We start from the raw sequence: 21,309 nt of genomic DNA, 5'->3' as shown, positions 1-21,309 counted from the left end.
CCTGCCCGTCTGCGCTGGTCGGCGGCTGCCCCCGCCGTACGGTCGGACCGGGTGGTCAGGCCGCGTGGGCGACGGGGCGGCGCGGGGCGATCACCCGGCCGTCGGGCAGCAGTTCGCCGGTGTCCTCGAACAGGACGACGCCGTTGCAGAGCAGGCTCCAGCCCTGCTCCGGGTGACGGGCCACCGATACGGCCGCCTCGCGGTCCTCGGACTCGGCCGTCGGGCACTCAGGACGGTGCTGGCACATGCGTACCCTCGCTTCGCTCTGCGATCCTCCCCGTGGTGCGGTCGCCGGAGGTGGTGCCGTCCGGGGCCGCCGCGGTGGTCGGATCCTGTCCGCGCGCCGGCCAAGTGTGGGCCGGCGCCCAAGTGGGTAGGACAGGGGGTCCTTCCACGCTGGTTCCCAGTGTCGGCATCCCGGGAGCCGCGCGCAGGGATTTCGTGACATGCGCCACAACTCCCGGGTAGAGATCACCCGTTCAGGTGGGGCCGACGGGAAAAGGCGCACCGGTGGGTCAGTCGGGACATGGCCCGTTGGGGCCATGCCGAATGGCCCGGACGGGTGGTCACCGTTCGGGTGAGGGTTTGGGAGCGGGCGCGCGGGCGCGGTCGAGGGCCGCCGGGCGGGTGGGCCCGGCGGCCTGTGGGGCGTCGGCGGGTCAGGAGGTGCCGAGCAGCAGCGGCCCGGCGAGCGGGGCGCGGGCGAGCAGCGGCAGCAGTTCGGCGGCGGGCCGGGCGCGGTGCGCGGCGACGCCGAGCGGGGCCGGGGCCAGAGGGATCAGGAGGTCGCCGTCCGGGTCGGCGTCGGGGTTGTGCAGCCAGAGCGCCGTGGCGTACTGGCCGGGGAAGGTCAGCAGCCGGGGCTGCCGGCGGGTCCGGGAGCCCTGGGCGAGCTGCCAGGCCTCGCGCAGCGCCCGGACCGTCGAGTCGAGGTAGGGGCCGGCGGTGAAGTGGGAGAAGCTGTGGCCCTCGGCGCTCTGCACCACCTCGGCGGCGGCGGCCACCTCGGCGCCGTCCTTGATCAGGAAGCGCCAGCCGGTGCGGCGGGCGGCCGGCAGCTCCGGGCGCGGGCCGTTCAGGACGTGCACCGCGAGCGGGTGGGCGGGGAGCAGTGAGCCGGTCGGATGGCGCAGTGCTGCGGCGGCGGGCTGGCGCAGCGCGGTCTCCGAGTCGAGCGCGCCCAGGACGGCGCGCAGGGCGCTCGGCGGGGGCTGGGGGGTTTGCAGAGTCATGGCGGGGTCCGCCTCTCCAAGCGAGATCGGCGTGCGAGTGCGGCATACCGGCGTGGCGGGGCGACGCGTCGTCGGTGACGGGGCCGGGCCGTGTCCGGTTGTGCAGGATCGCGGTGCCGGCGCGGTCGCCGCCTCGACGAGGGCTTTCGGGGCGAGGCGGACCGGCCGGAGCGCTGTGCGAATTCGAACAGGTGCGCAGGGTGATCTGTTTATCACAGGCTGTGGTGTCGGGCAAGTCCACAGTTCGTCTGATTTTCCGTCAGATGCCTTGCATTGCAAGCCAGTACGCACGTTCGGGTATCGATCTTCGCGGTGGGCATCATGCTTGCACGGTCGGTCGACCGGGTGCTCGACGGGGTGGCTCTGGAGGAGGGGACCGTGGGCGAGAAGGTCGTGGCGACTCGGGCGGAACTGGCGGACCGGCAGCTCTACCGGCGCAAGCTCCACACGTGTCTGGACGTGCTCGGACGGATGATCCGGGAGGACCGCTTCGACCGGCCGCGGGCGGTGATGGGCCTGGAGATCGAGCTCAACCTGGCCGACGAGCAGGGCCTGCCGGCCATGAACAACGCGCAGGTGCTGAGCGCGATCGGCTCCAGCGACTTCCAGACCGAACTGGGCCGCTTCAACATCGAGGTCAACATCACGCCGCACCGGCTCTGCGGCCACGTGTTCGAGGAGCTGCGCGAGGAGATCGACACCGGGCTGCGCTACGCCGACCGGCAGGCGGCCGAGGCGGGCGCCCGGATCGTCATGGTGGGCATCCTGCCGACCCTGGAGCACGCCCACACCGGGCTGGACGCGATGAGCCACAACCAGCGGTACAGCCTGCTCAGCGACCAGATCCTGGCCGCCCGCGGGGAGGACATCGCGCTGGACATCGAGGGCGTCGAGCACCTCCAGCTGGAGTCGATCACCATGGTGGCCGAGGCCGCCGCCACCTCGCTCCAACTGCACCTCCAGGTGACCCCGCAGCGGTTCTCCTCGGTGTGGAACGCGGCCCAGGCGATCTGTGGGCCGCAGCTCGCGCTCGGCGCCAACTCGCCCTTCCTGTTCGGGCGGGAGCTGTGGCGGGAGACCCGTCCGGTGCTCTTCCAACAGGCCTGTGACACCCGTACGGCGGAGCTCAAGGCCCAGGGCGTGCGCCCGATCACCTGGTTCGGCGAGCGCTGGGTGGACTCGGCGTACGACCTGTTCGAGGAGAACCTGCGGTACTTCCCCGCGCTGCTGCCGATCTGCGACGACGAGGACCCGATGAAGGTGCTGGCCTCCGGCGGCGCGCCCAGGCTCGCCGAGATGCGGCTGCACAATGGCACCATCTACCGCTGGAACCGCCCGGTGTACGACATCGCGGGCGGGGTGGCGCACCTGAGGGTGGAGAACCGGGCGCTACCGGCCGGGCCGACGGTGGCCGACACGCTCGCCAACGCCGCCTTCTACTACGGACTGGTGCGGGTGCTGGCCGAGCAGCCCCGGCCGATCTGGACCCGGCTGCCGTTCGAGCGGGCGGACGAGAACTTCCAGCAGGGCGCCCGGTACGGCATCGACGCGGTGTTCCAGTGGCCGCGCTCGGGGCGGGCCGGGCGCGGCGGCGGGCTGCAGACCGTGTCCGCGGTCGACCTGGTGCTCAACGAGCTGCTGCCGATGGCCTACCAGGGGCTGGACGAGTGGGGCGTGGAGCCCGCCGACCGGGACCGCTACCTGGGCATCATCGAGCAGCGCTGCCTGCGCCGCACCAACGGCGCGTCCTGGCAGACCGCCACCTTCCACCGGCTGCGCGAGCAGTACGGGATGGACCGGCCGGCCGCGCTCGCGGCGATGACCAGGCGCTACGCCGAACTCATGCGCGGCGGCGAGCCGGTGCACACCTGGCCGGTGGGCTGAGCCCTCCCCGTCGGGGCGGTCCGGCGGCTGTGTCAGGATGATCGCTCCGGCGGTCGGCCGACGGCCGGAGCGACCGCCCGTCCGCTGGAGCCCCCGTGACCACCGTCCCGACCGCGCCGGAGACCGCGAAGCCCACCCGTCGGCTGTTCGGCGCGGAACTGCTGATCGTCCTCGGCCTCTCGCTCGGGGCCAGCGGGATCAGCGCGCTGATCAGCTTCACCGGCTCGCTCACCGAACCGCTCAAGCTCGGCCAGCAGGTCGCCACGCTGAACGGCTCGCGGGCGCCCGGGCGGCCCTGGCTGGACCTGGTGTGGCAGCTGTACTACATCGGGCGCGGGCTGATGCCGGTGGTGCTGGTCGGGTACCTGCTGGTGCGCGAGGGCGTCGCGCTGCGGGTGCTGGGCTTCGACCTCGGGCAGAAGCTGCGCGACCTGGGGCGGGGCGCCGCCGTCGCGGCCGCGATCGGCGGGTCGGGGCTGGCGCTCTACCTGGCCTCGCAGGCGGCCGGGTACAACCTGACGGTGGCGCCGTCCGGGCTGCCGGACGTGTGGTGGCGGGTGCCGGTGCTGCTGCTGTCGGCCTGGCAGAACGCGATCCTGGAGGAGGTCGTCGTCCTCGGCTACCTGCTGCGCCGGGTGGGGCAGGTCGGGTGGTCCTGGCCGGCGGCGGTGGCCGCGAGTTCGGTGCTGCGCGGCTCCTACCACCTCTACCAGGGGGTCGGCGGGCTGGTCGGCAACATGGTGATGGGCGCGGTGTTCTGCCTGCTGTACCGGCGCTGGGGGCGGGTGATGCCGCTGGTGGTGGCGCACGCGCTGATCGACACGGTGGCCTTTGTCGGGTACGCGCTGCTGGCCGGGCACGTCAGCTGGCTGCCGACCCCTTGAGCGACCGCGCCCGGCCGCGCGGCGGACGGGCGAGCAGCCGGTCGACGTGCCGGCGCTCCAGGCCCTCGCCGGGGTCGACGGGCAGCAGCAGGCGGTCCCGGCGCAACTGGGAGCGGCGGACCAGCCGCGGCGGGATGACGTCGTCCACCCAGGCGAACGGCCGGCCGGCGGCGTAGCGCAGCAGCGGGGCCCACTTGGCGGCGGAGAACAGCTCCATCAGCGGGACGCGCGGGTCGCCGGGCCGCGGGACGTAGCCGGTGAAGGTGACCACCGGGAGCGGGTCCAGGCCGATCGCCGGGGCGATGTGGGTGTTCGCGTTCTCCTCCCACGTCGTCGCCCAGACCAGGTCGTACGTTCCGGAGAGCTCGCGCAGCCAGGTGCCGTGCCGGGCGGACAGCAGGACGGTGTAGCCGAACAGGGTGTGGGTGTCGAACCCGGCGTCCGGGTGGGGGCGGACCGGGTTGAGGACGCCGTCGACGTCCAGGAACAGCAGTGGCTTCGGCACCGGTGGCCCCTCGGAGACGGTGGTGTTTCCTGACACTTCGGACGTCACCCGCGCACCGGCGGTTGCCCACGGGCGGGCGCACGCGGGGCGCACAGGGGGCTCACGGAGCGGGCGCGGGCTCGCTGACGGGCACCGGTGCGTCCGTCGTGCCCCGACGGCTCAGCCGGCGCACCTGCGGGTCCAGCAGGACGACCGCGCTGAGCACCAGACAGGCGGCGGCGCACGCCCACAGCGCGCCCGACAGGCCGAGCGCCACGGCGGCGGGGCCGGCCAGCGCGGTGCCGACCGGGGCCAGCGAGTAGGAGCCGAGCTCGTCGTAAGCGGTGACCCGGGAGAACATCTCCTCGGGTATCTCCTGCTGGAGCGCGACCATCCAGTTGACGCCGAAGACGGTGACGCCGACGCCGGACAGGAACATCGCGACGACCAGCAGCGGCAGCGGCACCTCGGCGGCGAGGGCCAGGGCGGGCACGCCGAACAGGAAGACCCCCCAGTTGCCGACCAGCAGGATCCGGCGCGGCCGCCAGCGCGTCATCAGCACGCCGGTGGCCACCAGGCCGACGCCGTAGGCGGCCATCGCCAGGCCCCAGGCGCCCGCCCCGCCGAGCCGCTCCTTGGCGGCGGTCGGCCCGTACACCGACTCCACCGCGTTGATGCAGGCGACCAGCACCGAGAACTGGAGCACGATCACCCAGAGCCAGCGGCGGGAGGCGAACTCCCGCCAGCCCTCGCGCAGGTCGCGCAGCATGCTGCTGCCGGAGGACGCGGGGGCCTTCTCCGGCTCCAGGAAGAAGCGGAGGGCGGCGGCGACCAGGAAGCACAGGGCGTCCAGCGCGAGCACCCAGCCCGGGCCGACGAGGGCGGTGAGCGCCCCGCCGAGGGCGGCGCCGCCGATCTGGGAGGCGTTGAGGCCCATCCGGAAGACCGCGAAGGCGCGGGCGGCGTGCTCCTGGGGGACGGCCTGCATGATCATGCCGCCGGAGGCGGGGGAGTAGAGGGCGTAGCCGGCCCCGCCGGCCGCGGAGAGCGCCAGCATCTGCCAGAGCCGGACGTCACCGGTCAGCACCAGGGCGGCCAGGACGGCCTGGGAGACCCCGCTGAACACGTTGGCGGCGACCATGATCAGGTGGCGCGGCAGCCGGTCGGCGAGGGTGCCGCCGACCACCATCAGCAGGACGGTGGGCACCAGCCGGGCGGCGGTGACGTAGCCGACCTCGGTCGTGGTGCCGCCGGTGCCGAGCACGGCGAAGGCGGTGGCGATGGGGGCGCCGGCGTTGCCGAGGCCGCTGACCACGGTGGCGGCGGTCTGGATGCGGAAGTTGCGGCTCGCCCAGGCGAAGCGGCGTGAGGGTGGGGTCGGCACCCGGAGACTATGCCGTGGGGGCGTACGGGTGTCCATCCGGTTGTCGTACCGGGGCGTCGGGAGGGTGGGGTTTCAGCCGAGCTTGCCCCGTCGGCCGAGTCCGCTCCGTCGGCCGAGGTGGCCCCGAACGTCGAGGGCTGCCCCGTCGGCTGTGCCGGCCCCGTCAGCCGAGGTGGCCCCAGAGGAAGGTGACGGTGCGGCGCCAGGCGATCCGGGCCTGGAGCGGGTCGTAGGTGCCGATCAGGTTCTCGTCGTTCATGAAGGCGTGCCCGGTCGGGTAGAAGTGGATCTCCGGGCGGACGTCGGTGGCCTCGCCGATCCGGATCGCCGCCTCGTCCACGGCGGCCATCGGGATCGAGCCGTCCAGCTCGCCGAAGTGGCCGAGCACGTGGGCGGTCAGGCCGCGGTAGTCGAAGTCCGGGTCGGGCGGCAGGCCGTAGAACGGGACCACGGCGGCCACCCTGTCGCCGGCCCGGGCGGCCAGCAGCAGGGCGAAGCCGCCGCCCATGCAGAAGCCGACCACGCCGACCGCGTCGCCGACCACGCCGTCCAGCGCGAGCAGGTGGTCGACCGCCCCGGCCAGGTCCTCCACCGCCCGGTCGACCGGCAGCTCGCGCCGGAAGCGGGCCGCCTCGGTGCCGTCGTGGGTGGTGGCGCCGCCGAACAGGTCGGGGGCGAGGACGGTGAAGCCCTCGGCGGCGAAGCGGTCGGCCATGTCGGCGATGTGCGAGGTCAGGCCCCACCACTCCTGCACCACCACCAGGCCCGGTCCGACGCCCTGCGGCGGGCGGGCCAGGTAGCCGTGCGCGGTACGGCCGTTGCTCGGGAAGGTGACGTTCTGCCGGGAGCCGCCCTGGTCAGGCATGGCTTCCTCTCGGTGGGTCGGGCCGCGAGCGGCGGGAGTTCGGCGGGGCGGTCCGGGTCAGCCCATCTCCTCCAGGGCGCGTCCCTTGGTCTCCTTGATGCAGAAGGCCACGAACGGGATGGAGAGCAGCGCGAAGGCCGCGTAGATGACGTACGTCGCGGAGAGGTTCCAGTCGGCGAGGTCCGGGAAGCTGACGGTGATCGCCCAGTTGGCGATCCACTGCGCCGAGGCGGCGACGGACAGCGCCAGCGCGCGGATCCGGTTGGGGAACATCTCGCCGAGCAGGACCCAGACCACCACGCCCCAGGAGAAGGCGAAGCAGAGCACGAAGACGTGCGCGGCGACCAGGGCGACGGTGGCGTGGGTGTTGTCCAGGGTGGCGGTGTCGCCGGTGCCCTCCCGGTAGGAGAACGCCCAGGCGGCGGTGCCCAGCGCGGCCGCCATGCCGATCGAGCCGGCCAGGGCGAGCGGCTTGCGGCCGATCCGGTCCACCAGGGCCATCGCGATCACCGTGCCGATCACGTTGATGATCGAGGTGGAGAGGCTGATCAGCAGCGAGTTGGACTCGTTGATGCCGACCGACTGCCACAGCAGGGACGAGTAGTAGAAGATCACGTTGATGCCGACGAACTGCTGGAACACCGAGGCGCCGATGCCGACCCAGACGATCGGCAGCAGGCCGAAGCGGCCGCCCATCAGGTCCTTCATCCGGGGCTTGTGGCTGGACTCCAGTACCGAGCGGATCTCCGCGACCCGGGCGTCCAGGTCCACGCCCTCGCCCTCGACCTCGACCAGCACCTTGCGGGCCTGCTCCTCGCGGTGGTCGGCGATCAGGAAGCGCGGCGACTCCGGGATGGCGAGCGCCATCAGCCCGTACACCAGGGCCGGGATGGCCTCGACGCCGAGCATCCACTGCCAGGCCTGGATGCCGCCGAGGTGGTTGGTGGACTCGCCGCCGGCGGCCTGGTTGAGGGCCCAGTTGGCGAGCTGGGAGACGGTGATGCCGAGCACGATCGCCATCTGCTGGAAGGAGGCGAGCCGGCCGCGGTACGCGGTCGGGGCGACCTCGGCGATGTAGGTCGGGGCGATCACCGAGGCGATGCCGATCGCGATGCCGCCGACCACGCGCCAGGTGGCGAGGGTCTCGATGTTCGGCGGGAACATCGAGCCGATGCCGCTGGCCGCGAACAGGGCGGCGGCCAGCAGCATCGTGCGGACCCGGCCGAGGCGGTCGGCGAGCCGGCCGGCGATCACCGCGCCCACCGCCGAGCCGAGCAGCGCGATCGCCACCACGAAGGCGGTGGTGCCGTGGCCGACCCCGAAGTGCTTCTGGATGCCCGTCACGGCGCCGTTGATCACCGCGCTGTCGTAGCCGAACAGGAAGCCGCCCATGGCGGCGGCCGCCGAGATGAACACCACGTGGCCGAGGTGGGCCTCGCCGGCCGCCCGTTGGCTGTTGACTGAGGACACGCGCGCTCCCGGGGGTGGACGGGCCCGCTCTGACGCCGAGTGGGCAGGGCTCGTCTCACATTCGAGCAGCGCGGCGGCCGACCTGCCCGAGGGGGCGGCCGACCGGGTGATCCGGGGTCAGTCGGCGGCGCGCGGCCGCTCGGTGCGCCGGTCGACGGTGCGAGGGAGGTCGGCGCGCGGGGCGTCGCCCACGGGGCCGGCGGCGCCCCGCGGCTCGGCGGTGCGCCGCCGGTGACGGCGGAGCAACTGGGCCCGGGCGGCGGCGTACTGGTCGCGGCCGCGCCCCCGGCCGTCGGCGCGTTCGGCGAGCCGGTCGGCGATCGCGTACTGCGCCTCGGCGGGCTTCTTGTCGTCGTACTTGAACTTGGCCCGCACCTCGTCGACGGTCAGCCGGAGCCCGCGCAGGCCGGGCAGCTGCCGGGCCAGCTCGCCCTCGCCGGGCACCACCCGGACCTCCGGCGTCTCGGGCTGGAAGTGCGCCAGCTGGCGGTTGAGGATCTCGGCCTTGCCGGCCGCAGACTCCACCACCTCGGCGGTGCAGTGGAAGTGGACGGAGGCGTAGTAGCTGGTGGGCGTGCCCGGTGCGCCGCGCCAGTGGCCCGGGGCGAAGGCGTAGCCGTCGGTGACCGCGAGGGTGACCTTCGGGTCGGCCCGGACGGCGGCCAGCAGCGGGTTGGGCGCGGCGAGGTGGAGCAGGATCTCGCCGCGGTCGGCGTCCAGCAGGAAGTGCGTCGGGACCAGCACCGGCCCCTCGCCGGGGCCGCCGTTGGCGGCGAGCAGGCCGAAGTCGCGGCCCTCGGCCAGCCAGGCGCGCCACTCGGCCTCGTCGCCGCGGTCCCAGGATCTGATCAGCACGGGTGGGCCTCCCGTCAGCGGGGGTAGCCGCGCAGGTGCGCGGGGAGCGGGACGGCGGTGCCGGGGTGCGGCTCGGGGGTGCCGTGCACGGTGGTGACCGGGATCAGCCCGGACCAGTACGGCAGGCCGGTGTCCTCCGGGTCGTCGGCGGCGCCGTCCTCCCGGGTCTTGGCCGAGACCTCGTCCAGCTCCAGCCGGACGACGGCGGTGGCGGCGAGCTCCTTGGCGTTGGCCGGACGGACCTCGGCGGAGCGCCCCGGTATCGCGTGGTCGACCAGGGCGGCGAGCGCGACGTCCAGCTCCTCGGGGTCGGTGACCTGGTGCGCGGTGCCGTGGGCGACCACCGAGCGGAAGTTCACCGAGTGGTTGAACGCGGACTTGGTCAGCACCAGCGCGTCGACCTGGGTGACGGTGACGCACACCGGCATGCCCTGCTCGCCGGAGGCGTTGCGCATCGGGCGGCTTCCGGTGGAGCCGTGGACGTAGAGCCGGCTGCCGACCCGGGCGAAGATCGTCGGCAGGACCACGGGGGCGCCGTCGACGACGAAGCCGAGGTGGCAGATGTAGGCGCTGTCGAGGATGGCGTGGATCGCCTCCTGCTCCCAGGTGGCCCGGTCCCGGTAGCGGGTGGGGGTGGTCCTGGGGGTGCGGGAGTAGCTGGGCGAGTCTTCCGGGTTGGCCGACATGACATCCTCTATGTACTAGTGCATACTTAGCTTTGTGCTAGGAGACTATCCGCTGAAAGGGCGACGCGCCAGCGAAATCGCGGCCCACGTCGAGCAGGGCGTGAGCAGCGGGCAGCTCGCCCCGGGAACCGCGCTGCCCCCGCTGCGCGACCTCGCCGCCGAACTGGGCGTCAACCCCAACACCGTCGCCGCCGCCTACCGGCTGCTGCGCGACCGCGGCGTGATCGAGACGGCCGGCCGCAAGGGCAGCCGCATCCTGCCCAGACCCGCGCTCACCCCGCGCGACCAGATCCGCATCCCCGTCCCGCCGCACGCCCGCGACCTGTCCACCGGCAACCCCGACCCGGCCCTGCTGCCCGACCTGGCCCAGGCCCTCGCGGCCGCCGCCGAGGCCGCGCGCACCGACCCCGTGCTGTATGGGCACGCCGGCGTCGACCCGCGGCTGCTCGCGCTCGCCCGCGCCTCCTTCGAGGCCGACGGCCTGCCCGGCGGCCCGATCGCCGTCGCCTCCGGCTCGCTGGACACCGTCGAACGGATCCTCGGCGCCCGGCTGCGCCCCGGCGACGCGGTGGCCGTCGAGGACCCGGGCTGGGGCAGCCTGCTCGACCTGCTGCCCGCGCTGGGGCTGAAGCAGGTGCCCGTCCGGCTGGACGACGAGGGCCCGCTGCCGGGGTCGCTGGCCGCCGCGCTGGCCGAGGGCGTCCGGGCCGTGGTGGTCACCAGCCGGGCGCAGAACCCGACCGGTGCGGCGCTCACCGCGCGGCGGGCCGAGGCGCTCAAGGCCGTCCTGGCCGAGCACCCCGGGGTGCTGCTGATCGAGGACGACCACGGGCACGGCATGGTCGACCAGCCGTACCACCCGCTGGTCGGGGCGGGCACCCGGCACTGGGCGGTGGTGCGCTCGGCGGCCAAGGCGTACGGGCCGGACCTGCGGGTCTCGGCGGCGGTCGGGGACGAGGAGACGATCGGACGGGTGACCGGCCGGCTGCGGCTGGGCGCCGGCTGGGTCAGCCACCTGCTGCAGCGCACCGTCGCGGAGCTGTGGAGCGGCGACGCCGCGCCGGCCGACCGGGTGGCCGCCGCGTACCGGGCCCGGCGGGACGCGCTGCTGGACGAGCTGGCGGCGCGCGGGATCGCGGCGCACGGACGGAGCGGACTGAACGTCTGGGTGCCGGTGCCGGACGAGACCTCGGTGCTGGCGGCGCTGGTGCAGCGCGGCTGGGTCGCGGCGCCCGGCGCGCGGTACCGGATCCAGTCGCCGCCCGGGTTGCGGTTCACCACGGCGCGGCTGGACGCGGCCCAGGCGCGGGAGCTGGCGGAGGACCTGGCGGCGGTGTTGGGGGCGGGCGGGGGCGGGTCGCGGCTGGTGTGAGTCGTGGTCGGGCCCTGGAGTGCGGGGCGGGTGGGGCAGGTGTGGCGGGTGTGAACCGCGGGCGGCGTCCGGGCGTCGCCCGCCCGGTTGGTCTGAACCCGGCGGTAACAAAAGCGGAAACCTCCCGCAGACGCCTAGCGGTGGTGGGCGCGCGCATGTCATCTTCATCGCGCCACCGGCCGGCGGCCCACCCTCACCCAGGCGTCCTCCCGTTCCCCGTTTCCCCGGGAGGACCGAGCCGCAGGAGTTCCGCAGTGCCCGAGAACTGTTCGAGCAGCGCCCGCAGCACCCGCAGTGTCCGCAGCACCGGCAGCGCCCCTCGCCCCGGCCGACGGCTGCTCGCCGCGGCCCTGGCCCTCCCGATCGCCGTCGCGGGGCTGGCCGTCGCCTCGCCGGCCTCCGCCGCTCCGTCCGCCCCGGCCGCACCGGCTGTCGTGCCGTCCGGGCCCACCGCCAGCGTCACCCTCGGCGACAGCTACATCTCCGGCGAGGCCGGCCGCTGGAAGGGCAACGCGGCCGGCACCGGCGGCGGCCGCAACGGTACCGACCGGGCCTGGACCGGCAGTTCGTACGACCCCTCGCGGGTCTACGGCGCCACCGCCGCGAGCGGGTGCGACCGCTCGGACGTCGCCGAGGTGCTCAGCGCCTCGACCGGGGCCCAGAACGAGATCGACCTGGCCTGCTCCGGCGCCGTCAGCGCCAACGTCTTCCGTGCCGCCAACGGCGGGCAGTCGCTCAAGGGCGAGGCCCCACAGGCCGACCAACTCGCCACCGTGGCACGGCAGAACAACGTCAAGCTGATCACCCTGTCGATCGGCGGCAACGACCTGGGCTTCTCGGACGTCATCTCCACCTGCGTGCAGGACTACCTGATCTGGTACTCCTACTGCCACGACTCCGCGCAGTCCGGGATCGACGCCAAGATGCCCGCCGCGATGGCCGGGGTCGGCAAGGCGATCGACGAGATCCGCGCGGTGATGACCGGCGCCGGCTACGCGCAGTCGGACTACCGCCTGGTGCTGCAGTCCTACCCGTCGCCGATCCCGCGCGGCGCCGAGATGCGGTACCCGGAGAGCGGCTGGACCCGCTCCAACACCGGCGGCTGCCCGTTCTGGGACGGCGACGCCGACTGGGCCCGCGACTCGATGGTGCCGCAGATCTCCCAGGCGCTGGCGGGCGTCGCCGCCGCCAAGGGCGCGCAGTTCCTGGACCTGTCGGACATGCTGCAGGGCCGCGAGGTCTGCTCGACGGCCACCCGGCAGCCGACCGCGAGCTCCGGCCCGTCCGCGACCACCAGCGAGTGGGCGCGCTTCCTGGACGGCGGCCTCAACTCCACGCAGGGCGTGCTGCAGGAGTCGATGCACCCCAACTACTACGGCCAGCAGGCGGTCGGGCGCTGCCTGACGCTGCTGTGGGCGCGCCCGAGCGGTGACTACGCGTGCCGCAACACGGCCGGGCAGGACGCGAGCGGGATGTACCTCACCGCACGGTGAGCACACGGTTCGGCGCCCCCGCGGCCTCGGCCGTGGGGGCGCCGTTCCGCCGTTCCGCGGTGCTCAGCCCTTGGCGAGCAGGGACTGGGCGTGCGCGATGACCTGATCCTTCGTCAGGTACGCGTCGGTGTACTCGAAGTCCTGCAGCCGGGCGGGCTGGCGGGCGAGGAAGCCGGTCCGGACGAAGTCGTCGCCGGCGGTCGCGTTGAGCAGCCAGTTGGCGCCCACCCGGAACTTGGCCGCGTTGGTGCGCATCGCCATCAGGTGGTAGCCGCGCGCCACCAGCTGGGCGGGCACCCCGCGCAGCTCGATGCCGAGCGGCTTGGAGACCGCGTCCTTGCCGCCGAGGTCGACCACCAGGCCCAAGTCCTTGTGGTAGTATGGCTCCAGGGGCTGGTTGCGGAGCGAGGCGATCACGTTGTTCGCGACCGCGCGGCCCTGACGGGCGGAGTGCTGGGCGGTCGGCGGGCAGACCGCGCCGTCGCCCTTGGCGAGGTCGGGGACGGCGGCGGCGTCGCCGAGCGCGAACACGCCCTCGAACTGCGGCACCCGCATCTCCGCCGTCACGGCGAGCCGGCCGCGGACCGTCTCGGCGTCCAGGGTGCCGATCAGCGGGCTCGCGGCCACCCCGGCCGTCCAGATCAGGGTGCGGCAGGGGAGCACCCGGCCGTCGGTGAACTTGACCGTCTCGGCGCCGACTTCGGCCACCGAGACGCCCAGCGACACCTCGATGCCGCGGTCGCGCAGCACCTCTAGGGCGGCCTCGCCGAGCGGGTCGCCGAGCTCCGGCATCAGCTTCGGGGCGATGTCGATCAGGTGCCACTTGATCTGCCGGGCGTCCAGACGCGGGTAGCGGTGGGCGGCGGCGGTGGTCAGGCGCTGGAGGCAGGCGGCCGTCTCGGTGCCCGCGTAGCCGCCGCCGACCACCACGAACTGGAGCCGGGACTCGCGCTCCTTCTGGTCCAAGGAGGCCGAGGCGAGGTCGAGTTGGGCGATCACGTGGTCGCGGACGTAGGCCGCCTCGGCGAGCGTCTTCATGCCGCGGGCGTAGTCGGTGAGGCCGGGGATGTCGAAGGTACGGGTGACGCTGCCGGGGGCGAGCACCAGGACGTCGTACTTCTGCGCCACCACCTCGTCGGTGATCTTGCGGATGACGCACACCTTGGAGGCCGGGTCCACACCGATGGCGCCGCCGGGGACGATGTGGGTGCGGCGCAGCGTACGGCGCAGCGAGACGGCCACGGACTGCGGGGTGAGGACGCCGGCCGCGACATGGGGGAGGAGGGGGAGGTAGAGCTGGTAGCTGAACGGCGTGACCAGCGAGATCTCGGCCTCCGACGGTGACAGCTTGTGTTCGAGGCGGCGGGCGCACTCCAGGCCGGCGAAGCCACCGCCCACGATCAGGATCCGAGGTCGTTCCATCGCTCATCCCTTTGCCGTGAAGGTCCCCATTACTGTCCGCCACACTCGCACGGAGCAGCGGGGGCTGCCACCGGGGCGGGGCCGTGGGGGTGGGGTGGAGGAGGGCGGGGAGAAAAGGGAGAAGAGGGAGAACGGGGTGGCGGCGGGAGGGGGAGAGAGGAAAGGGCGGCGACACCGATAGGCTGTCGGCCGTGCTACCCGAGGTGACGGCGATCCGGTACGTGACGCCACTGCGAGAAGGCGGCTCGATGCCGGGCCTGGTCGAGGCCGACGATCGGCGGCTGTACGCGCTGAAATGGGTCGGTGCGGCGCAGGGCCGCAAGGCGTTGGTCGCGGAGGTGCTGGCCGGGGAGCTCGGCCGGCGGCTCGGGCTGCCGGTGCCGGAGCTGGTGACGGTCGACCTGGACCCGGTGCTCGCGCGCAGCGAGCCGGACCACCAGATCCAGGACCAGATGAGGGCCAGCGGCGGGACCAACCTCGGGATGGCCTTCGTCAGCGGCGCGCTCAACTTCGACCCGCTCTGCTTCGAGGTGGATCCGGAGCTCGCCGGGCAGGTGCTCTGGTTCGACGCGCTGATCGGCAACGTCGACCGCTCCTGGCGCAACCCCAACCTGCTGGTGGCGACCGGCGGGCTGCGGCTGATCGACCACGGCGCGAGCCTGATCTTCCACCACAACTGGCCGGGTGCCGCCGCCTGGATCCGCCGTCCGTACGACGCCTCCGACCACGCGCTGCTGGGGGCCCGGCCGGACCTGGCGGCGGCCGACAAGGCGCTCGCGCCGCTCGCCGAGGCGGCGATCGAGGGCGCGGTGGCGCAGATCCCCGAGGTCTGGCTGGTGGACGAGTTCGGCTTCGACTCGCCCGACGAGGTGCGCGCCGCGTACCGGACCCAGCTGACCGAGCGACTGGCCGGTCCGCGCGACTGGCTGCCGGAGGTGCCCGCATGACCGAGTTCACGCTGTCCGTGCTGCCGGCCACCGTCGAGCTGCACGACTACGAGTACGCCGTGATCCGCGCGGTGCCGAGGGTCGAGCGCGGCGAGTGCGTCAACGTCGGGGTGCTGCTGTACTGCCGACAGGAATCGCATCTGGCCGCCCGGACCCACCTGGACCAGGCCCGGCTGCTGGCGCTGGACCCGGTGGCGGACGTGCAGGGCGTGCGGCGGGCGCTGCAGGGGATCGAGGCGGTCTGCCACGGCGGCCCGCAGGCCGGTCCGGCGGCGGGGGACAGCGCCGGGCAGCGGTTCCGCTGGCTGACCGCGCCGCGCAGCGCGATCGTCCAGCCGGGGCCGGTGCACACCGGGCTGACCGCGGACCCGGAGGCGGAGCTCCGGCGGCTGTTCGACCAGCTGGTGCTCTGACACCGGAGGGTTCCGGGGCGGCTCGCGGACGGTTGCCGTGGTCAAAGCTTGAGTTGCTGAAGCACCTGGTCGTACTCTGGCCCCATGGGTTCGACAGCGACGACGACCGTACCGACCAACGCCGAGTTGATGGAGGCGCTGGCCTCCGTCGGTGCCGCGTACTTCCAGGACTTCGCGGCCGCCGCGGCCCGGCACGGGCTCTCCTCCTCGCAGGCCAAGGCGCTGGGCGCGGTGCAGGAGCCGGTGCCGATGCGCGCGCTGGCCGGGAGGCTCGGCTGCGACGCCTCGAACGTCACCGGGATCGTGGACCGGCTGGAGTCGCTGGGCCTGGCCAACCGGGAGGCGGCGGCCGGTGACCGCCGGGTGAAGATCGTGGTGATCACGGCCGAGGGCCGGGAGATCCTGAACCGCATCCGCGGCGAGATGGCCCGGACCCACCAGGCCTTCGAGGCGATGACCGACGAGCAGCGGATCGCCCTGCACTCGATCTGCTCCCAGGTGCTGCCGGTGCTGGCCGGTCGTACGGGCGGCGCGCAGTAGGACCCCGCGCCGCCCGTACGCCACCAGTGCTTCGTCCCGGTCAGAGCAGCCCGGCGAGTTCCGGTGGCAGCGGCCGGTGGTGGAGCAGGGTGAGTGAGCGGGTGGTCCGGGTCAGGGCGACGTAGAGGTCGCGCGGGGCGAGCGCGGCCGGCTCGACCACCACGACCGCGTCGAATTCCAGCCCCTTGGCGTCCGCGACGGTGAGTGCGTCCAGCTCCGCGGCCAGGGCGTCCGGTGCGATCACGCCGAGGGTGCCCGGGCCGACGGGCAGCCGGGCGAGCGCGGCGGCGAAGCCGCCCGCCGGGACGCGGACCGCGCGGGGCCGCTCGGTGCCCGGGCGGATGGACTCGGGCGGCCGGTGGCCGGGTACGGCGGTGCGCAGCACGGCGGCGGCGAGGGTCATGACGGGCTCCGGCGTGCGGTAGTTGACGGTGAGCCGTTCCTCGCGCCAGCGGCCGGGCAGGTGCGGGTCGAGCGTCTCGGCCCAGCTGCGGGCGCCGGCGGGCGAGCCGGTCTGGGCGAGGTCGCCGACGATGGTGAGCGAGGTGGTCGGGACGCGCCGCAGGACGGCGCGCCAGGCCATCGCGGACAGCTCCTGCGCCTCGTCCACGACGACGTGGCCGTACGCCCAGGTGCGGTCGGCGGCGGCGCGCTCGGCGGTGGAGCGGTACGGGCCGTCGTCGCGGAAGCGCTCGGCCAGCGCGGCGGAGTCCAGCAGGGCGTCGTCGGTCTGCCCGGTGATGGTCAACACGCCCTGGGCGAAGGCCAGTTCGTCCGGGTCTTGACCGGTGGGGGCCGAGGGCCCCTCGGCGCCCAGGAGTTCGGCGGCCTCGTCGAGCAGCGGGACGTCCTCGGCCGTCCACTCGGAGCCGGGCGGGCGGAGCAGGGCGGTCGCGTGCTCGGGGGCCGCTGAGGCGAGCAACTCCCGGTCGGTGAGCAGGCGTTCGAGCAGCTGCTGCGGGGTGAGCCGGGGCCAGAGCGGGTCGAGCGCGGCGCGGACGTCCGGCCGCTCCCACAGCTCGCGCGGGGCGTAGTGCGCCTCCTCGTCGTCGTACGGGCGGCCGAGGGTGAGCGCCTGGCCGATCGCGAGGGCGTCGAGCAGGGTGCCCAGGTAGAAGGCGCGGGCCCGGTTGTGCGGCAGTCGCAGGCCGCGGGCGGCGTCCCTGGCCTCGGCGCAGGCCCGGGCGGAGACCCGCAGCCCCTCGCCGAGGTCCAGGCCCTCGACGGGGGCCGTCTGGTGGGCGGCCACGGCGGCGCGGAGCACCCCGGCCATCCAGGGGCCGCCCTTGGCGAAGGCGGCGGCGGGGTCGTCGGTGCCGGTGGCGGCGAGGCCGGGGAGGAGTTCGGCGACGGTGCGGAGCACCACCTCGGTCTCGCCGAGGGCGGGCAGCACCTCCTCGATGTACCGCAGGAAGCCGGGGTTGGGGCCGATCACCAGGACGCCCCGGCGCTCCAGTGCGGCGCGGTGGGTGAACAGCAGGTAGGCGGCGCGGTGCAGGGCGGCCAGCGTCTTCCCGGTGCCGGGGCCGCCCTGGACGACCAGGGCGCCGCGCAGCGGGGAGCGGATCACCCGGTCCTGCTCGGCCTGGATGGTGGCGACGGCGGTGCCCATCCGGCCGGTGCGTTCGCGGTCGAGGGCGGCGAGCAGGGCGGCTTCGCCGACCAGGGTGCGGCGGCCGGACTCGTCCAGCCCGGCGAGGTCGAGCGCCTCGTCGTCGAGGCCGGTGACGGTGCGGCCCCGGGTGTGCAGGTGGCGGCGGCGCACCACCGGGCCGGGGTGGACGGGGGTCGCGGTGTAGAAGGGGCGGGCGGCCGGCGCGCGCCAGTCGAGCAGCAGCGGTTCGTACGTCTCGTCGGTCAGGCCGGTACGGCCGATGTAGTGGACGGTGCCGTCGCGCTCGTCGAGCCGGCCGAAGCAGAGGCCGCGCTCGACCGCCTCCAGCCGGGCGGCGTGGCGGGCGGCTTCGCGGGAGCGCACCTCGCGCTCCAGCCGGGCCTGGTGGGTGCCACCGGATCCGGCGCCGTCGTGGGCGCCGTGGGCGGTGCGGCGGGCCCGTTCGCGCTCGGTGTCCAGCCGGGCGTAGAGCCGGGCGAGGTGGGCCTGCTCGGTGCGCAGGGCCGCGGCGAGGGCGCTGGAGTCCCGCGCGGTCACTGGCTGTTCGCTCATCGGTGTGGTATCCTTGCGGTGAGAAGGCTGCGAAGCGTTATCTGAAAGGCGCTCAATTGACCCAGCCTACCCCATCCGCCGACGTCCGGCGTGACCTCGGCTGTTACTCTTGCGAAGCGTGAGCGCGAAGCCCCAGATCCCCAATGTCCTGGCCTCCCGGTACGCCTCGGCGACCCTGGCCCAGCTGTGGTCCCCCGAGCACAAGGTGGTCCTCGAGCGCCACCTGTGGCTCGCCGTCCTGAAGGCCCAGCAGGACCTCGGCGTCGAGGTTCCGGCGACCGCCGTCGCCGACTACGAGCGGGTGATCGACCAGGTCGACCTCGGCTCGATCGCCGCCCGTGAGCGGGTCACCCGCCACGACGTGAAGGCCCGGATCGAGGAGTTCAGCGAGCTCGCCGGGCACGAGCAGATCCACAAGGGAATGACCTCCCGGGACCTGACCGAGAACGTCGAGCAGCTGCAGATCCGCCAGTCCCTGGAGCATGTGCGGGACCGCACGGTGGCCGTGCTGGTGCGCCTGGCCAAGCTGTCCGCCCAGCACGCCGAGCTGGTCATGGCCGGCCGCTCGCACAACGTGGCCGCGCAGGCCACCACCCTGGGCAAGCGGTTCGCGTCGATCACCGACGAGCTGCTGGTCGCCTTCCGCCGCCTGGAGGAGCTGATCGCCCGCTACCCGCTGCGCGGGATCAAGGGCCCGGTCGGCACCGCCCAGGACATGCTCGACCTCCTCGGTGGCGACACCGACAAGCTGGCCGAGCTGGAGCGCCGGGTCGCCGGGCACCTCGGCTTCGAGAACGTGCTGACCAGCGTCGGCCAGGTCTACCCGCGCTCGCTGGACTTCGAGGTGCTCACCGCCCTCGTCCAGCTGGCCGCCGCGCCGTCCAGCCTGGCCAAGACCATCCGCCTGATGGCCGGCCACGAGCTGGTCACGGAGGGCTTCAAGGAGGGCCAGGTCGGCTCCTCCGCGATGCCCCACAAGATGAACACCCGCTCCTGCGAGCGCGTCAACGGCCTGGCCGTCATCCTGCGCGGCTACGCCTCGATGACCGGCGAGCTGGCCGGCGACCAGTGGAACGAGGGCGACGTCTCCTGCTCGGTGGTGCGCCGGGTCGCGCTGCCGGACGCGTTCTTCGCCTTCGACGGCCTGCTGGAGACCTTCCTGACCGTCCTCGACGAGTTCGGCGCCTTCCCCGCCGTGATCGAGGCCGAGCTGGACCGCTACCTGCCGTTCCTCGCCACCACCAAGGTGCTGATGGGCGCGGTGCGCGCGGGCGTCGGCCGGGAGACCGGGCACGAGGTCATCAAGGAGCACGCCGTCGCCTCCGCGCTGGCGATGCGCGCGGGCGCCCGGGAGAACGAGCTGCTGGACCGGCTGGCCGCCGACGAGCGGATCCCGCTGGACCGGGCCGCGCTGGACGCGCTGCTCGCCGACCGGCTGTCCTTCACCGGCGCGGCCGGCGCCCAGGTCGCCGAGGTGGTCCGCCAGGTGGAGGCCGTCGCGGCCGCCTACCCGGAGGCCGCCAAGTACGCGCCCGGCGACATCCTCTGACGTCTCGTCAGCCCTGAGCCGAGGGCCCCGCCGCCGGACCGGTGGCGGGGCCCTCGCGCGTCGTGGGGACGTGGCCCGGGTCCAGCGGCGGGGTGGTGGTGCCGCACGGCCAGTCGCAGTTCGGCTCGGCCACCTGCTGGTCGTCGGCGGCGAGCACGTTGCCCCGTACGGTCGCGAGGGCGATCAGCCCGCCGGCGGCCAGCAGGCCCGCGCAGATCAGCATCGCGGTGTGGAAGGCGGAGTCGACCGAGGAGGGCACCCGGTAGGCGTCGCCGCTCAGCCCGGCCAGCGCCGGCAGGGCGGCGACCGCGAGCAGGCCGGCCGCGCGGGCGGCGGCGTTGTTGACCCCGCTGGCGATGCCCGCGTGCCGGACCTCGACGGCGGCCAGCACGGTCGCCGTCAGCGGTGCGACCAGCAGCGTCATGCCGCAGCCCATCACCGTGACGGAGGGCAGCACGTCCACCCAGTAGGAGGAGTCCGGGCCGACGCGCAGCATCAGCAGCACCCCGGCGGCGCACAGCAGGGGGCCGACGGTCAGCGGGATGCGCGGGCCGATCCGCTTGCCGAGGCGCCCGGCGCGCGCGGACAGCAGCAGCATCAGCACGGTGATCGGCACCAGCGCGAAGCCCGAGAGCAGCGGCGAGAAGCCGGACACGATCTGGAGCTGCACCACCAGCAGGAAGAAGACGCCGCTGAACGCCGCGTACACGCACAGGGTGACCAGGTTCACGGCGGTGAACAGCCGGGAGGAGAACAGCCCGAGCGGCAGCATCGGATCGGGCGCGCGGCGCTCGACCGCCACGAAGGCGACGCCGAGCGCCACTCCGAGCACCCCGCTGACCCAGACGGCGGGGGACAGGCCCTCGCCGGCCGCCGTCAGCGCGTAGGTGATCGCGCCGAGGGCGAGGGCGGCGAGCACGGCGCCGAGGACGTCGAAGCGTCCGGAGGCGCCCTCGTCCCGGCTCTCCGGCACCGACCGGGTGGTGACCGCGATCACGGCGGCGGCGAGCGGCAGGTTCAGCAGGAAGATCCAGCGCCAGCCGGGGCCGTCCACCAGCCAGCCGCCGAGGAAGGGGCCGACCGCCGCCGACACCCCGCCGAGGCCGGACCAGAGCCCGACCGCCGCCGAGCGGTCGTCAGGGTGGAAGACGGCCTGGAGCATGGCGAGCGAGCCGGGGGTGAGCAGCGCCCCGCCGATGCCCTGGACGGCGCGGGCGGCGATCAGCACGTGGATGTTCGGCGCGGCGGCGCAGGCCGCGGAGGCGACGGCGAACCAGACCACGCCGATCAGGAAGACCTTGCGCCGCCCGTAGCGGTCGCCGAGCGCGCCGCCGAGCAGGATCAGGCCCGCCAGGGTGAGCAGATAGGCGTTCAGGGTCCATTGCAGGGACGCGAGGGAGGCGCCGAGGTCGGCGCCGATCCGGGGCAGCGCGACGTTCACCACGGTGCCGTCCAGCATCGCCATGCTGGAGCCGAGCACCGTCGCCATTAGTACCCAGCGACCCTGCGCGGTGCCCAGGCGCAGGGTGCCGGCCTCGGAGGTGGCCACGGGCGAATCCTGCGCTGCCGAGGCGCACGTGACAAGGGTCACCGGTGGGTGTGTTGGCGGCTGGCGGTGCGTGAGCGGACGGGTGCGCGGCGTGGCCGATCTCGGCGCAGGGT

The 21,309-nt window shown here is 74.1% G+C and carries 19 protein-coding genes; 8 read left to right on the top strand and 11 right to left on the bottom strand.

Annotated elements, in window-relative coordinates; all coding sequences use genetic code 11:
* Positions 1 to 55: 55 nt before the first annotated feature.
* Positions 56 to 247, bottom strand: coding sequence for a DUF5999 family protein (locus tag ACLWS4_RS17680; RefSeq protein ID WP_049659119.1), 192 nt, complete (start codon positions 245 to 247; stop codon positions 56 to 58).
* A 412-nt stretch (positions 248 to 659) separates the two neighbouring features.
* Complete coding sequence (locus ACLWS4_RS17675; RefSeq protein WP_416874549.1) at positions 660 to 1,232, bottom strand: hypothetical protein; 573 nt, start codon at positions 1,230 to 1,232, stop codon at positions 660 to 662.
* Positions 1,233 to 1,610: 378 nt separating this feature from the next.
* Here ACLWS4_RS17675 and ACLWS4_RS17670 point away from each other — a divergent pair, with 378 nt between their 5' ends.
* The gene (locus tag ACLWS4_RS17670) at positions 1,611 to 3,116 is read left to right on the top strand and encodes a glutamate--cysteine ligase (RefSeq protein WP_049655516.1); all 1,506 of its coding nucleotides are present in this window, start codon (positions 1,611 to 1,613) and stop codon (positions 3,114 to 3,116) included.
* Positions 3,117 to 3,211: 95 nt separating this feature from the next.
* On the top strand, positions 3,212 to 4,000 hold the full coding sequence (locus ACLWS4_RS17665) for a CPBP family intramembrane glutamic endopeptidase (protein ID WP_049655508.1): 789 nt from the start codon (positions 3,212 to 3,214) through the stop codon (positions 3,998 to 4,000).
* On the opposite strand, the gene ACLWS4_RS17660 is transcribed toward ACLWS4_RS17665, so the two are convergent.
* The 6 genes from ACLWS4_RS17660 to ACLWS4_RS17635 form a co-directional block, all read right to left on the bottom strand.
* Positions 3,978 to 4,505, bottom strand: coding sequence for an HAD domain-containing protein (locus tag ACLWS4_RS17660; RefSeq protein WP_416874548.1), 528 nt, complete (start codon positions 4,503 to 4,505; stop codon positions 3,978 to 3,980). The genes ACLWS4_RS17665 and ACLWS4_RS17660 overlap by 23 nt on opposite strands.
* A gap of 100 nt (positions 4,506 to 4,605) precedes the next feature.
* Positions 4,606 to 5,868, bottom strand: coding sequence for an MFS transporter (locus ACLWS4_RS17655; RefSeq protein WP_234348529.1), 1,263 nt, complete (start codon positions 5,866 to 5,868; stop codon positions 4,606 to 4,608).
* 163 nt (positions 5,869 to 6,031) lie between these two features.
* Positions 6,032 to 6,733 (bottom strand): dienelactone hydrolase family protein, encoded by a 702-nt coding sequence (locus tag ACLWS4_RS17650; RefSeq protein ID WP_416874547.1) that lies wholly within the window; start codon positions 6,731 to 6,733, stop codon positions 6,032 to 6,034.
* Between the two features lie 57 nt (positions 6,734 to 6,790).
* Positions 6,791 to 8,203: a sugar porter family MFS transporter gene (locus ACLWS4_RS17645; RefSeq protein WP_074004470.1), complete on the bottom strand. Its 1,413-nt coding sequence runs from the start codon at positions 8,201 to 8,203 to the stop codon at positions 6,791 to 6,793.
* 117 nt (positions 8,204 to 8,320) lie between these two features.
* The gene (locus ACLWS4_RS17640; protein WP_074004471.1) at positions 8,321 to 9,058 is read right to left on the bottom strand and encodes an FMN-binding negative transcriptional regulator; all 738 of its coding nucleotides are present in this window, start codon (positions 9,056 to 9,058) and stop codon (positions 8,321 to 8,323) included.
* 14 nt (positions 9,059 to 9,072) lie between these two features.
* Positions 9,073 to 9,744 (bottom strand): pyridoxamine 5'-phosphate oxidase family protein, encoded by a 672-nt coding sequence (locus tag ACLWS4_RS17635; protein ID WP_049655499.1) that lies wholly within the window; start codon positions 9,742 to 9,744, stop codon positions 9,073 to 9,075.
* Positions 9,745 to 9,778: 34 nt separating this feature from the next.
* Here ACLWS4_RS17635 and ACLWS4_RS17630 point away from each other — a divergent pair, with 34 nt between their 5' ends.
* A complete protein-coding gene (locus ACLWS4_RS17630; RefSeq protein WP_416874546.1) occupies positions 9,779 to 11,116 on the top strand; it encodes an aminotransferase class I/II-fold pyridoxal phosphate-dependent enzyme in 1,338 nt (445 codons plus the stop codon).
* A gap of 254 nt (positions 11,117 to 11,370) precedes the next feature.
* A complete protein-coding gene (locus tag ACLWS4_RS17625) occupies positions 11,371 to 12,609 on the top strand; it encodes a GDSL-type esterase/lipase family protein (protein ID WP_416874545.1) in 1,239 nt (412 codons plus the stop codon).
* Positions 12,610 to 12,672: 63 nt separating this feature from the next.
* Here ACLWS4_RS17625 and ACLWS4_RS17620 read toward each other — a convergent pair whose 3' ends face one another.
* Entirely contained in the window at positions 12,673 to 14,031 is a 1,359-nt protein-coding gene (locus ACLWS4_RS17620; protein ID WP_416874544.1) for an NAD(P)/FAD-dependent oxidoreductase, read from the bottom strand.
* 191 nt (positions 14,032 to 14,222) lie between these two features.
* Between ACLWS4_RS17620 and ACLWS4_RS17615 the strand changes: the two genes are divergently transcribed.
* The 3 genes from ACLWS4_RS17615 to ACLWS4_RS17605 all read left to right on the top strand — a co-directional run bounded on the left by ACLWS4_RS17615 (position 14,223) and on the right by ACLWS4_RS17605 (position 15,931).
* Positions 14,223 to 14,978 carry a HipA family kinase gene (locus tag ACLWS4_RS17615; protein WP_049652400.1) on the top strand — a complete coding sequence of 252 codons (756 nt, stop codon included), beginning with the start codon at positions 14,223 to 14,225 and terminating at the stop codon, positions 14,976 to 14,978.
* Positions 14,975 to 15,391 carry a DUF3037 domain-containing protein gene (locus tag ACLWS4_RS17610; RefSeq protein WP_049652398.1) on the top strand — a complete coding sequence of 139 codons (417 nt, stop codon included), beginning with the start codon at positions 14,975 to 14,977 and terminating at the stop codon, positions 15,389 to 15,391. Before ACLWS4_RS17615 ends, ACLWS4_RS17610 begins: the two co-directional genes overlap by 4 nt.
* A gap of 84 nt (positions 15,392 to 15,475) precedes the next feature.
* Positions 15,476 to 15,931 (top strand): MarR family winged helix-turn-helix transcriptional regulator, encoded by a 456-nt coding sequence (locus ACLWS4_RS17605; protein WP_049652396.1) that lies wholly within the window; start codon positions 15,476 to 15,478, stop codon positions 15,929 to 15,931.
* A gap of 40 nt (positions 15,932 to 15,971) precedes the next feature.
* Here ACLWS4_RS17605 and ACLWS4_RS17600 read toward each other — a convergent pair whose 3' ends face one another.
* Positions 15,972 to 18,098 carry a HelD family protein gene (locus ACLWS4_RS17600; RefSeq protein ID WP_416874543.1) on the bottom strand — a complete coding sequence of 709 codons (2,127 nt, stop codon included), beginning with the start codon at positions 18,096 to 18,098 and terminating at the stop codon, positions 15,972 to 15,974.
* A 118-nt stretch (positions 18,099 to 18,216) separates the two neighbouring features.
* Between ACLWS4_RS17600 and purB the strand changes: the two genes are divergently transcribed.
* Positions 18,217 to 19,647, top strand: a complete 1,431-nt coding sequence (gene purB, locus ACLWS4_RS17595) for an adenylosuccinate lyase (RefSeq protein WP_049652391.1) — start codon at positions 18,217 to 18,219, stop codon at positions 19,645 to 19,647.
* A 7-nt stretch (positions 19,648 to 19,654) separates the two neighbouring features.
* Here the strand turns inward: purB and ACLWS4_RS17590 are convergent, their stop codons facing one another.
* The gene (locus ACLWS4_RS17590; RefSeq protein ID WP_074004650.1) at positions 19,655 to 21,136 is read right to left on the bottom strand and encodes an MFS transporter; all 1,482 of its coding nucleotides are present in this window, start codon (positions 21,134 to 21,136) and stop codon (positions 19,655 to 19,657) included.
* Positions 21,137 to 21,309: the final 173 nt, after the last annotated feature.

It is taken from the genome of Kitasatospora sp. SC0581, from assembly GCF_048159585.1.
GTDB lineage: Bacteria > Actinomycetota > Actinomycetes > Streptomycetales > Streptomycetaceae > Kitasatospora.
Note: the sequence above shows the minus strand (reverse complement) of the source record. Positions and strands in the feature narration are given on the sequence as shown.